The organism is Streptomyces sp. 142MFCol3.1, assembly GCF_000424945.1.
Lineage (GTDB): Bacteria > Actinomycetota > Actinomycetes > Streptomycetales > Streptomycetaceae > Streptomyces > Streptomyces siamensis.
In genome coordinates this window covers 91856-104078 of the sequence record NZ_AUKV01000021.1, presented here as the reverse complement: position 1 = coordinate 104078, position 12223 = coordinate 91856, and the positions used below count along the sequence as shown (strand labels likewise).

The window sequence follows — 12223 nt, the reverse complement described above, 5'->3', positions numbered from 1 at the left end:
GGACCCATGTTTGACACGGTGCTTGTGGCCAACCGGGGCGAGATCGCCGTACGCGTCATCCGTACGCTGCGCGCGCTCGGCGTCCGCTCGGTCGCCGTCTTCTCGGACGCCGACGCCGACGCCCGGCACGTGCGCGAGGCGGACACGGCCGTACGGATCGGTCCGGCCCCGGCGGCCGAGAGCTATCTGTCCGCCGAGCGGCTGCTGGAGGCCGCTGCGCGGACGGGAGCCCAGGCGGTCCACCCCGGGTACGGCTTCCTCGCGGAGAACGCGTCCTTCGCGCAGGCCTGCGCGGACGCGGGCCTCGTCTTCATCGGACCGCCCGCCTCGGCGATCGAGCTCATGGGCGACAAGATCCGCGCCAAGGAGACGGTCGAGGCGGCCGGGGTCCCGGTCGTGCCCGGTTCGAGCGGCAGCGGGCTCAGCGACGCCCAACTGGCCGAGGCGGCCCACGAGATCGGCGTGCCGGTGCTGCTGAAGCCCTCGGCGGGCGGCGGCGGCAAGGGCATGCGGCTGGTGCGCGACCCGGCGGCGCTGCCCGACGAGATCGCCGCCGCCCGGCGCGAGGCCCGCGCCTCCTTCGGCGACGACACCCTCCTCGTGGAGCGGTGGATCGACCGGCCCCGGCACATCGAGATCCAGGTCCTCGCGGACGGGCACGGCAACGTCGTGCACCTTGGCGAGCGCGAGTGCTCGCTCCAGCGCCGCCACCAGAAGATCATCGAGGAGGCGCCGAGCGTCCTGCTCGACGCGGACACCCGGGCGGCGATGGGCGAGGCGGCCGTCCAGGCGGCCCGCTCCTGCGGCTACCGCGGTGCGGGCACGGTCGAGTTCATCGTGCCCGGCGGGGACCCCTCGTCGTACTTCTTCATGGAGATGAACACCCGGCTCCAGGTCGAACACCCGGTGACCGAGCTGATCACCGGCCTCGACCTGGTCGAGTGGCAGCTGCGGATCGCGGCGGGCGAGGCCCTGCCGTACGGACAGCAGGACGTCACGCTCACCGGACACGCGGTGGAGGCCCGCATCTGCGCCGAGGACCCGGCGCGCGGCTTCCTCCCCTCCGGCGGCACCATCCTGGCGCTGCACGAGCCCGAGGGCCCGGGCGTGCGCACCGACTCGGGGCTCAGCGAGGGCACCGAGGTCGGCTCGCTGTACGACCCGATGCTCTCCAAGGTCATCGCCTACGGCCCGGACCGGGCGACCGCGCTGCGCAAGCTGCGGGCGGCACTCGCGGAGACCGTCACGCTCGGCGTCCAGACGAACGCCGGATTCCTGCGCCGGCTGCTGGCCCATCCGGCGGTGGTGGCGGGCGAGCTGGACACCGGACTCGTGGAGCGCGAGGCGGACTCGCTGATCGACGGCGACGTACCGGACGAGGTGTACGAGGCCGCGGCGGCCGTGCGTCTGGACGCGCTGCGTCCCTCCGGCGGGGGCTGGACCGACCCGTTCTCCGTGCCGAGCGGCTGGCGGCTGGGCGGCACGCCCCGGCCGGTGGGCTTCCCGCTGCGGGTGCTCGACCCCGTGGAGTACACCCCGCGCGGCGCTCACACCGTCACCGCCGACCGGGTGTCGGTGACCCTCGACGGCGTCCGTCACACCTTCCACCGCGCCGGGGACTGGCTCGGCCGCGAGGGCGACGCCTGGCACGTGCGCGACCACGACCCGGTGGCCGCGTCCCTCACCGGCGCCGGCCACGCGGGCGCCGACTCCCTCACGGCCCCGATGCCCGGCACGGTGACCGTCGTGAAGGTCGCCGTGGGCGACGAGGTGGCCGCCGGGCAGAGCCTGCTGGTCGTCGAGGCGATGAAGATGGAGCACGTCATCTCCGCGCCGCACGCCGGCACCGTCAGCGAGCTGGACGTCACGCCGGGAGCGACGGTCGCCATGGACCAGGTCCTCGCGGTCATCACGCCCGCCGAGGAGGAGACGGCATGAGCACCCCCGTACCCGGCCTCCCCATGGTCGTCCCCGCGCAGGGTCTGCCCGCGCGGGTCCGGATCCACGAGGTCGGCGCCCGCGACGGCCTGCAGAACGAGAAGTCGACGGTGCCGACCGAGGTCAAGGCGGAGTTCGTGCGGCGCCTCGCCGACGCGGGCCTGACCACCGTCGAGGCCACCAGCTTCGTCCACCCCAAGTGGGTGCCCCAACTGGCGGACGCGGAGCAGCTGTTCCCGCTCGTCGCCGGACTGCCGGGCGTGCACCTGCCGGTCCTCGTACCGAACGAGCGCGGACTCGACCGCGCGCTCGCCCTCGGCGTGCGCCGCATCGCCGTGTTCGCCAGCGCCACCGAGTCCTTCGCGAAGGCCAACCTGAACCGCACCGTCGACGAGGCGCTCGCCATGTTCTCGCCCGTCGTCGAGAAGGCGCGCTCCCACGGTCTGCACGTCCGCGGCTATCTCTCGATGTGCTTCGGCGACCCCTGGGAGGGCGCCGTCCCCGTCCACCAGGTCGTACGGGTCTGCAAGGCCCTCATGGACATGGGCTGCGACGAGCTGAGCCTCGGCGACACGATCGGCGTGGCGACGCCCGGTCACGTCCAGAGCCTGCTGGCCGGACTCAACGAGGAGGGCGTGCCGACCAGCGCGCTCGGCGTGCACTTCCACGACACCTACGGCCAGGCGCTCGCCAACACCCTGGCCGCCCTCCAGCACGGCGTCACGACCGTCGACGCCTCCGCGGGCGGTCTCGGCGGCTGCCCGTACGCGAAGTCCGCGACCGGCAACCTCGCCACCGAAGACCTCGTATGGATGCTCCAGGGCCTCGGTATCGACACCGGGGTCGACCTCGGCCGCCTCACCGCCACCAGCGTGTGGATGGCCGGACAACTGGGCCGACCCAGCCCGTCCCGCACCGTCAAAGCCCTCTCCCACCAGGAGTGATCCCCATGTCCCTGGACCACCGCCTCTCCCCCGAGCTCGAAGAACTCCGGCGCACGGTGGAGGAGTTCGCACACGACGTCGTGGCGCCGAAGATCGGCGACTTCTACGAGCGGCACGAGTTCCCGTACGAGATCGTGCGGGAGATGGGCCGCATGGGCCTGTTCGGCCTGCCCTTCCCCGAGGAGTACGGCGGCATGGGCGGCGACTACCTCGCCCTCGGCATCGCCCTGGAGGAGCTCGCCCGCGTCGACTCGTCCGTGGCCATCACCCTGGAGGCGGGTGTCTCCCTCGGGGCCATGCCGATCCATCTGTTCGGCACCGACGCCCAGAAGCGGGAGTGGCTCCCGCGTCTGTGCTCCGGGGAGATCCTCGGCGCGTTCGGGCTGACCGAGCCGGACGGCGGCTCGGACGCGGGCGCCACGCGCACGACGGCCCGGCTCGACCCCGAAACGGACGAGTGGGTGATCAACGGCAGCAAGTGCTTCATCACCAACTCCGGCACGGACATCACGGGCCTGGTGACCGTCACCGCGGTCACCGGCCGCAAGCCCGACGGGAAGCCGGAGATCTCCTCGATCATCGTCCCGTCCGGCACCCCGGGCTTCACCGTCGCCGCCCCGTACTCGAAGGTCGGCTGGAACGCCTCGGACACCCGTGAGCTGTCGTTCTCCGACGTGCGCGTGCCGGCGGCGAACCTGCTCGGCGAGCGGGGCCGCGGCTACGCGCAGTTCCTGCGGATCCTCGACGAGGGGCGGATCGCCATCGCCGCGCTCGCCACGGGACTGGCGCAGGGCTGCGTCGACGAGTCGGTGAAGTACGCCAAGGAGCGGCACGCGTTCGGGCGTCCGATCGGCGCGAACCAGGCCATCCAGTTCAAGATCGCCGACATGGAGATGAAGGCGCACACGGCCCGCGTGACGTGGCGTGACGCCGCCTCCCGTCTGGTCAGCGGCGAGCCCTTCAAGAAGGAGGCGGCGCTCGCCAAGCTCTACTCGTCCACGATCGCCGTCGACAACGCCCGCGACGCCACACAGGTGCACGGCGGCTACGGCTTCATGAACGAGTACCCGGTGGCCCGTATGTGGCGCGACTCCAAGATCCTGGAGATCGGCGAGGGCACCAGCGAGGTGCAGCGCATGCTGATCGCCCGGGAGCTGGGTCTCGTGGGCTGAGCCCGAGACCGGCTCCGCGGCTCCCGGACCATGCCGCCGGGAGCCGCTGGGCCGCCGGGAGCCGAGGGCGCCCGGCGGTCCGTCAGGTCTGGTCGGAACGCAGCCAGTCCCGGCAGTAGTTGAGCTCGGTGCCGCCCTCGAAGGTGGCGACCTCGATGCCGACGTCGTACATGCCCGCGGAGTAGCTGGCCGTGGTGCTCAGGGTCAGGCTCTCGCCGTACCCGTCGTAGTTGTGGTGCCACGGCCAGGGCGTGAGCACCCCGCCGCCGTCGTTCTTGGCGATCAGTCGGATGGCCACGTGGTGGCCGTCCGACTTGGCGTCGTACACGGACAGGATCACGCCGAGGTTCGTCGCACCGCTGGCCCAGCCGTTGATCGTGCCGGCGCCCGACGCCGACGACGTGTCGCAGTACAGCGTGTACGAAGTGGCGGAAGCCGGCGCGGCCGACATCCCCACGGTCAGCGCGGCCCCCGCGACCGCCACTGCGAGCCCCTGCTTGTATCTGCCCACGTTCGTTCCCCTCTTCTGCTTACGGTCGGTCAACTCCGCTTGTGAACAGAGTCGTTGATCGAAACGGTAGAGACAGCCGAAGTGATCGACAACTGATATCCGGGCGCACGCGGGGTGACTCGGACCACAGCGCGGGCACACCCGCTCCTCCGGCACGCAACAACCTGAAACGCCACCACGGCCCGCCCGGTCCCCCCTTCCCGTACATCGCCGAGAACGCCACGGGCGGCCCCGTGGCGAGGTGAGCGAGCCGTCAGACGCGGTCCGGGCAAGGCGTGTCGGCGCGGTTCCGGGTCCGGGCCCACGCCCCGCCCCCTGGACAATTAGTGAGGTTAGGCTAACCTACCTTCGAACTTGTCCGGCGGGCCCTCAGCCCCGTGCCGAAAGCAGCCACACTCATGTCCAACGCCCGTGCCACCCACCTCACCCGTCGCGGCATCCTCGCCGCCGGAGGCGCTCTCGGCCTCGGGGCCGCGCTCGCCGCCTGCGGCGACGACGACAAGAAAAACGGTGGCTCGGACTCGACGAAGGCCGCCGCCAGGTCCGGTCCCTGGACCTTCGTGGACGACCGGGGCACGACGGTGAAGACGGACAGGATCCCCGCGAACATCGTCGCGTTCACCGGTGTCGCCGCCGCCCTGTACGACTACGGCATCGAGGTCAAGGGTGTCTTCGGGCCGACCAGGACCAAGGACGGCAAGGCCGACGTCCAGGCCGGCGACATGGACGTCAGCAAGGTGACCGTCCTCGGCAACGAGTGGGGCCAGTTCAACATCGAGAAGTACGCGGGCCTCGCGCCCGACGCCCTCATCTCGACGATGTTCGACGGCGCGGGCACCCTCTGGTACGTGCCCGAGGAGTCCAAGGACAAGATCCTCAAGCTGGCCCCGAGCGTCGGCATCTCCGTCTACGACGTCCAGATGCCCAAGCCGCTGGAGCGCATGCTGGCGCTCGCGGAGTCGCTGGGCGCAGACGTGAGGTCCGCGAAGATCACCGAGGCGAAGAAGAAGTTCGAGGCGGCCGCCGAGCGCCTGCGCAAGGCCGCCAAGGCCCGCCCCGAGATCAAGGTGCTGGCCGGCTCCGCGAGCCAGGACATCTTCTACGTCTCCGGCTCGAACCTCTCCATCGACCTGGAGTACTTCAAGGCCCTCGGTGTGAACATCGTCGAGCCCTCCGCGAAGGCCCTGAAGGCGAGCGGCGGCTGGTTCGAGAACCTCAGCTGGGAGAACGTCGACACGTACCCGGCCGACGTCATCATCATGGACGACCGCACCTCGACCATCCAGCCGGCCGACATCACCGAGGCCACCTGGAAGAAGCTGCCCGCCGTGAAGGCCGGCCAGGTCATCGCGCGCACGCCCGAGCCGATCCTGTCCTACGACAAGTGCACCCCGATCCTCGACAACCTCGCCGAGGCCATCGAGAAGGCCAAGAAGGTCGCCTGAGCCCGACGGCTCCCCGACAGCCCCCTGACGACGACTCAGGAGCACAGATGACGACGGCCGCAGCCGCCCCGTTCCGCTTCTTCTCCCTCCGGGTGGCACGGACGAGGCGGCTCGGCCCGTCCCTGGTCCGCGTCACCTTCACCGGCGCCGATCTGCGGGCGTTCCACTCCGAGGGACGTGACCAGTCGCTCTCCCTCTTCCTGCCGCACCCGGGCCAGTCCGCGCCCGTCGTTCCCGTGGAGCTGGGCGACGGCTGGTGGCAGGGCTGGCGCGACCTCCCCGACGACGTACGGGCGGTGATGCGCTCGTACACCCTGCGCGCGCTGCGGCGGAACCCCGACGAGATCGACATCGACTTCGTCCTGCACGGCGTCGAGCCGGGGTCGGCCGCACCGGCGGGCCCCGCCTCCCGCTGGGCTTCCACGGCGGCCGCCGGCGACCGTGTGCTGCTTCTCGGGCCGGCCGTCCGCGACAACCGGGCCATCCGCTTCCGTCCGCCCGAGGACTGCGATCTGGTGGTCCTGTGGGGCGACGAGACGGCGGTCCCCGCCGCCTGCGCCATCATCGAGTCCCTCCCCCCGGGCGTCCGTGTGCGGGCCTGGCTGGAGGTCCGTCACCCGGGCGACATCCAGGACCTGAAGACCCGGGCGGACGCCGAGATCACCTGGCTCGTGCGCGGCGAGGCCCCCCACGACACGGAAGGCGGACGCGCCCCCTCGGCCCCCGAAGCGCTGCGTGCCGCACGACTCCCGGCCGCCCGGGCCCCGTACGCGTGGATCGCGGGCGAGTCCGGGCAGGTGAAAGAACTGCGGCGCCATCTGGTGGACGAGCGCGGTATCGACCGCAGGCACGTCACCTTCGTCGGGTACTGGCGGCGCGGGCTGAGCGAGGAAGAGCTGCGCGAACAGGACGAGCGGTCCTTGCGCAAAGTCTGTTGACGTGACATCAGCCACCCATGGGATCCGCACTCCCGGGCCGCCTCGAACGCCGCCTCACACAGAGTCGCCCGGACGGAACGGCAGGGCGGGGTCGCGCAGTGAAGTTAGGTTAGGCTAACCTAAGTTAAACGCCGCGACTCCGTCCCGCGCCCGTTCAGTCCCCGCTCCCGTCCGCCCCGGACGCTCTCCCGCACGGAGGACCCCCACATGCGCTCGCACCTGCTCAATGACACGACCGCGGATCGGTACCGCCGCTCCGTGACCGAGGGAATCGAGCGGGTGGCGGCCAAACTCGCCACCACGGACCGCCCGTTCACCGGCATCGCCGTCGACGACCTCGCCCCGCGCATCGACCGCATCGACCTGGACCGCCCGCTGCGCGACACCACGGCCGTCCTCGACGAACTCGAAGAGGTCTACCTGCGCGACGCGGTCTACTTCCACCACCCGCGCTACCTCGCGCACCTCAACTGCCCGGTGGTCATCCCGGCCGTGCTCGGCGAAGCGGTCCTCTCGGCGGTCAACTCCTCCCTGGACACCTGGGACCAGTCGGCCGGCGGCACGCTCATCGAGCGCAAGCTCGTCGACTGGACCAACGAGCGGGTCGGTCTCGGCCCGGCCGCCGACGGCGTCTTCACCAGCGGCGGCAGCCAGTCCAACCTCCAGGCACTGCTCCTCGCCCGTGAGGAGGCCAAGTCCGACGACCCCGCGAAGCTGCGGATCTTCGCCTCCGAGGTGAGCCACTTCAGCGTCAAGAAGTCCACCAAACTCCTCGGTCTGAGCGCGGACTCCGTCGTCCCGGTCCCCGTCGACCACGACCAGCGCATGCAGACGGTCGCCCTCGCCCGCGAACTGGACCGCTGCGAGCGGGACGGCCTCGTCCCCATGACCGTCGTCGCCACCGCAGGCACCACCGACTTCGGCTCCATCGACCCGCTGCCCGAGATCGCCGAACTGTGCTCGCAGCACGGCGTCTGGATGCACGTCGACGCGGCGTACGGCTGCGGGCTGCTCACCTCGCTGAAGAACCGGGACCGCCTCGACGGCATCGAGCGCGCCGACTCCGTCACGGTCGACTACCACAAGTCCTTCTTCCAGCCGGTGAGTTCGTCCGCCCTGCTGGTCCGGGACATGGCCACCCTGCGCCACGCGACCTATCACGCGGAGTACCTGAACCCCCGCCGCATGGTCCAGGAGCGCATCCCCAACCAGGTCGACAAGTCCCTGCAGACCACCCGCCGCTTCGACGCCCTCAAGCTGTGGATGACGCTGCGCGTGATGGGTGCCGACGGCATCGGCGAACTCTTCGACGAGGTGTGCGACCTGGCGGAGGAGGGCTGGCGGATCCTCGCGGCCGACCCCCGCTTCGACGTCGTCGTCCGCCCGTCGCTCTCCACTCTCGTCTTCCGCCACATCCCGGCCGCCGTCACCGACCCGGCCGACATCGACCGCGCCAACCTGTACGCCCGCAAGGCCCTGTTCGCCTCCGGCGACGCCGTCGTCGCGGGCACCAAGGTCGGCGCCCGCCAGTACCTGAAGTTCACGTTGCTCAATCCCGAGACCACGGCGGACGACATCACCGCCGTCCTCGACCTGATCGCCGGCCACGCCGAGCAGTACCTGGGAGAGTCCCTTGACCGCGCTTCCTGAAGCCACCCGCGTCCACGACTTCGTCGGGGTCGGGCTCGGTCCCTTCAACCTCGGCCTCGCCTGCCTGACCGAGCCGATCGCCGAACTGGACGGCGTCTTCCTGGAGTCCAAGCCGGACTTCGAGTGGCACTCCGGGATGTTCCTGGAGGGCGCCCACCTCCAGACCCCGTTCATGTCGGACCTGGTCACCCTCGCCGACCCGACCTCCCCCTATTCCTTCCTCAACTACCTGAAGGAAACGGGCCGTCTGTACTCGTTCTACATCCGCGAGAACTTCTACCCGCTGCGCGTCGAGTACGACTCCTACTGCCGCTGGGCCGCGTCCAGGCTGAGCAGCGTCCGCTTCGACACCACGGTCGCCGAGGTCACGTACGACGAGAGCGCCGGGGTGTACGCCGTGCGGACCCGGGAGGGCGAAACGCTCCGCGCCCGGCACCTGGTCCTCGGCACGGGCACCCCGCCGCACGTCCCGGAGGCCTGCGCGGACCTCGGCGGCGACTTCATCCACAACTCCCGCTACATGCAGCACAAGCAGGAGCTCCAGGCGAAGGATTCGATCACGCTCGTCGGCAGCGGCCAGTCCGCCGCCGAGATCTACTACGACCTGCTGAGCGAGATCGACGTCCACGGCTACCAGCTGAACTGGGTCACCCGCTCACCGCGCTTCTTCCCGCTCGAATACACCAAGCTCACTCTGGAGATGACCTCACCGGAGTACATCGACTACTTCCACGCGCTGCCCGAGCCCACCCGCTACCGCCTCCAGAGGGAGCAGAAGGGCCTGTTCAAGGGCATCGACGGCGACCTGATCAACGAGATCTTCGACCTGCTCTACCGGAAGAATCTCGGCGGCCCTGTCCCCACCCGGCTGCTCACCAACTCCTCGCTCGACAGCGCCCGGTACGAGAACGGCACGTACACCCTCGCCCTGCGCCAGGAGGAGCAGGGCAAGGACTACGAGCTGCGCTCCGCGGGCCTGATCCTCGCCACCGGCTACAAGTACGCCGAGCCGGAGTTCCTGAAGCCGGTCCGCGACCGGCTGCGCTACGACAGGCGGGGCAACTTCGACGTGGCCCGCAACTACGCCATCGACACCACGGGACGCGGCATCTTCCTGCAGAACGCGGGCGTCCACACGCATTCGATCACGTCACCGGACCTGGGCATGGGCGCGTACCGCAATGCGTCCATCATCCGGGAGCTGCTCGGCACCGAGTACTACCCGGTCGAGAAGACCATCGCGTTCCAGGAGTTCGCCGTATGAGCACCGCCCTCGAAGAGACCTTCACCGTCCGCCCGCTCGACCCGGCCGAGGACGCCGAGCTGCTGCACCGGTGGGTCACGCACCCCAAGGCCGCCTTCTGGATGATGCAGGAGGCGAAACCTGCGGACGTGGAGCGCGAGTACATGGCCATCGCGGCCGGCGAGCACCACGACGCGTTCCTCGGCCTGCGCGACGGCGAGCCCGTCTTCCTCATGGAGCGCTACGACCCGGCCCACGTCGAGCTCGTCGGCCTGTACGAACCGCGGCCGGGCGACGTCGGCATGCACTTCCTGGTGGCGCCGACCGACACCCCCGTGCACGGCTTCACCCGTGCCGTGCTCACCGCCGTGATGCGGCACCTGTTCGCCGATCCGGCGACCCTGCGCGTCGTCGTCGAGCCCGATGTGCGCAACACCGCCGTGCACGCCCTCAACGAGGCCGTCGGCTTCGTGCCCGAGCGCGAGATCCAGAAGCCGGAGAAGAAGGCGCTGCTGAGCTTCTGCACCCGCGAGCGGTTCGAGAAGGCGGTGTCGGCATGACCCTCGCCGACGCCGTCACCCACCTCTCCCCCGAACGCTGGGCCCGCGCCAACCGGCTGCTCGTCCGCAAGGCCCTCGCCGAGTTCGCCCACGAGCGGCTGATCAGCCCCGAGCGGCTGCCCGACGGCCGCTACGAGGTCCGCAGCGACGACGGCCTCACCCGCTACCGCTACGCCGCCGTCGTCCGCTCGCTCGACCACTGGCAGGTGGACGCCGAGACGGTCACCCGGCACCGCGACGGGACCGAACTGCCGCTCGCCGCCCTTGACTTCTTCATCGAGCTGAAGGAGTCCCTCGGCCTGAGCGACGAGGTCCTGCCGGTCTACCTGGAGGAGATCTCCTCCACGCTCTCGGGCACCTGCTTCAAACTCACCAAGCCGCAGATCCCCTCCGCCGAGCTGGCCCGCGCCGGCTTCCAGGCGATCGAGACGGGGATGACCGAAGGACATCCCTGTTTCGTCGCCAACAACGGGCGGCTCGGCTTCGGGATGCACGAGTACCTCTCGTACGCGCCGGAGACCGCGAGCGCGGTCCGGCTGGTGTGGCTGGCCGCGCACCGCTCCCGTGCCGCCTTCACGGCGGGCGTGGGCATCGACTACGAGTCGTTCGTCCGCGAGGAGCTGGGCGCCGGGACCGTCGAACGGTTCGCCCGCACGCTCACCGAGCGGGGCCTCGACCCCGACGACTACCTGCTCATACCCGTCCACCCCTGGCAGTGGTGGAACAAGCTGTCCGTGACCTTCGCCGCCGAGGTCGCCCGGCGGCACCTCGTCTGCCTCGGCGAGGGCGACGACGAGTACCTCGCCCAGCAGTCGATCCGGACGTTCTTCAACCGCAGCGCTCCCGGCAAGCACTATGTGAAGACCGCGCTGTCGGTCCTCAACATGGGGTTCATGCGCGGCCTGTCGGCCGCCTACATGGAGGCCACCCCGGCCATCAACGACTGGCTCGCGCAGCTCGTCGACAACGACCCGGTGCTGCGGTCCACCGGCCTGTCGATCATCCGCGAGCGTGCCGCGGTCGGCTACCGGCACCTGGAGTACGAGGCCGCGACCGACCGCCACTCCCCGTACCGCAAGATGCTCGCCGCGCTGTGGCGGGAGAGCCCGGTGCCCTCGCTCCGGGACGGCGAGACCCTGGCCACCATGGCCTCTCTCCTCCATGTCGACCACGAGGGGGCGTCGTTCGCGGGCGCGCTGATCGAGCGGTCGGGGCTGGCTCCGGTGGAATGGCTGCGCCGCTATCTGCGCGCCTACCTGACCCCGCTGCTGCACAGCTTCTACGCGTACGACCTCGTCTACATGCCGCACGGCGAGAACGTCATCCTGGTCCTGGAGGACGGCGCGGTGCGGCGCGCGATCTACAAGGACGTCGCCGAGGAGATCGCGGTGATGGACCCGGACGCCGTGCTGCCGCCCGCCGTCGAACGCATACGGGTCGACGTCCCGGACGACATGAAGCTGCTGTCCGTGTTCACGGACGTCTTCGACTGCTTCTTCCGCTTCCTCGCGGCGAACCTCGCCGCCGCCGGCGTCCTGGACGAGGAGGACTTCTGGCGGACGGTCGCCGGGTGCGTGCGCGACTACCAGGACGCGACGCCCGAGCTCGCCGACAGGTTCGAGCAGTACGACATGTTCGCGCCCGAGTTCGCGCTGTCCTGCCTCAACCGGCTCCAGCTGCGCGACAACAGGCAGATGGTGGACCTGGCCGACCCGTCCGGCGCGCTCCAGCTGGTCGGGACCCTGAAGAACCCCATCGCGGGGTTCTGAGCAGGGCGGACGGGCGCCCCGCAGTACGGTCCTCCGGGGCGCCCGTCGGTCTC

Annotated in this window: 10 protein-coding genes; 9 read left to right on the top strand and 1 reads right to left on the bottom strand. The window is 70.5% G+C overall.

The features are described 5' to 3' along the window. Positions 1 to 6: 6 nt before the first annotated feature. From H305_RS0128875 to H305_RS0128865, 3 genes are read left to right on the top strand one after another with little or no spacing between them, the layout of a single operon-like run. On the top strand, positions 7 to 1938 hold the full coding sequence (locus H305_RS0128875) for an acetyl/propionyl/methylcrotonyl-CoA carboxylase subunit alpha (RefSeq protein WP_028803520.1): 1932 nt from the start codon (positions 7 to 9) through the stop codon (positions 1936 to 1938). Beyond that, the gene (locus tag H305_RS0128870; protein ID WP_028803519.1) at positions 1935 to 2882 is read left to right on the top strand and encodes a hydroxymethylglutaryl-CoA lyase; all 948 of its coding nucleotides are present in this window, start codon (positions 1935 to 1937) and stop codon (positions 2880 to 2882) included. Before H305_RS0128875 ends, H305_RS0128870 begins: the two co-directional genes overlap by 4 nt. A gap of 11 nt (positions 2883 to 2893) precedes the next feature. After that, the gene (locus tag H305_RS0128865) at positions 2894 to 4054 is read left to right on the top strand and encodes an acyl-CoA dehydrogenase family protein (RefSeq protein WP_028803518.1); all 1161 of its coding nucleotides are present in this window, start codon (positions 2894 to 2896) and stop codon (positions 4052 to 4054) included. Positions 4055 to 4136: 82 nt separating this feature from the next. Here H305_RS0128865 and H305_RS47265 read toward each other — a convergent pair whose 3' ends face one another. Beyond that, the gene (locus H305_RS47265) at positions 4137 to 4565 is read right to left on the bottom strand and encodes a hypothetical protein (protein WP_158690583.1); all 429 of its coding nucleotides are present in this window, start codon (positions 4563 to 4565) and stop codon (positions 4137 to 4139) included. A gap of 398 nt (positions 4566 to 4963) precedes the next feature. On the opposite strand from H305_RS47265, the gene H305_RS0128855 reads away from it, so the two are divergent. The 6 genes from H305_RS0128855 (at position 4964) to H305_RS0128830 (ending at position 12170) form a co-directional block, all read left to right on the top strand. Beyond that, positions 4964 to 6010 carry an ABC transporter substrate-binding protein gene (locus H305_RS0128855; protein ID WP_028803517.1) on the top strand — a complete coding sequence of 349 codons (1047 nt, stop codon included), beginning with the start codon at positions 4964 to 4966 and terminating at the stop codon, positions 6008 to 6010. A 47-nt stretch (positions 6011 to 6057) separates the two neighbouring features. Further along, a complete protein-coding gene (locus tag H305_RS0128850; RefSeq protein WP_028803516.1) occupies positions 6058 to 6948 on the top strand; it encodes a siderophore-interacting protein in 891 nt (296 codons plus the stop codon). Positions 6949 to 7155: 207 nt separating this feature from the next. Beyond that, a complete protein-coding gene (desA, locus tag H305_RS0128845; RefSeq protein ID WP_028803515.1) occupies positions 7156 to 8598 on the top strand; it encodes a lysine decarboxylase DesA in 1443 nt (480 codons plus the stop codon). Further along, entirely contained in the window at positions 8582 to 9862 is a 1281-nt protein-coding gene (locus tag H305_RS0128840) for a lysine N(6)-hydroxylase/L-ornithine N(5)-oxygenase family protein (RefSeq protein ID WP_028803514.1), read from the top strand. The genes desA and H305_RS0128840 overlap by 17 nt, the downstream gene beginning before the upstream one ends. Continuing rightward, positions 9859 to 10401 (top strand): GNAT family N-acetyltransferase, encoded by a 543-nt coding sequence (locus H305_RS0128835; RefSeq protein ID WP_028803513.1) that lies wholly within the window; start codon positions 9859 to 9861, stop codon positions 10399 to 10401. Before H305_RS0128840 ends, H305_RS0128835 begins: the two co-directional genes overlap by 4 nt. Continuing rightward, a complete protein-coding gene (locus H305_RS0128830; RefSeq protein WP_028803512.1) occupies positions 10398 to 12170 on the top strand; it encodes an IucA/IucC family protein in 1773 nt (590 codons plus the stop codon). Before H305_RS0128835 ends, H305_RS0128830 begins: the two co-directional genes overlap by 4 nt. Positions 12171 to 12223 lie beyond the last annotated feature (53 nt).

Coding starts and splice junctions, on each gene's coding strand:
- H305_RS0128875 (WP_028803520.1), top strand. CDS start 7: ATGTTTGACACGGTGCTTGTGGCCAACCGGGGCGAGATCGCCGTACGC.
- H305_RS0128870 (WP_028803519.1), top strand. CDS start 1,935: ATGAGCACCCCCGTACCCGGCCTCCCCATGGTCGTCCCCGCGCAGGGT.
- H305_RS0128855 (WP_028803517.1), top strand. CDS start 4,964: ATGTCCAACGCCCGTGCCACCCACCTCACCCGTCGCGGCATCCTCGCC.
- H305_RS0128850 (WP_028803516.1), top strand. CDS start 6,058: ATGACGACGGCCGCAGCCGCCCCGTTCCGCTTCTTCTCCCTCCGGGTG.
- desA (WP_028803515.1), top strand. CDS start 7,156: ATGCGCTCGCACCTGCTCAATGACACGACCGCGGATCGGTACCGCCGC.
- H305_RS0128835 (WP_028803513.1), top strand. CDS start 9,859: ATGAGCACCGCCCTCGAAGAGACCTTCACCGTCCGCCCGCTCGACCCG.
- H305_RS0128830 (WP_028803512.1), top strand. CDS start 10,398: ATGACCCTCGCCGACGCCGTCACCCACCTCTCCCCCGAACGCTGGGCC.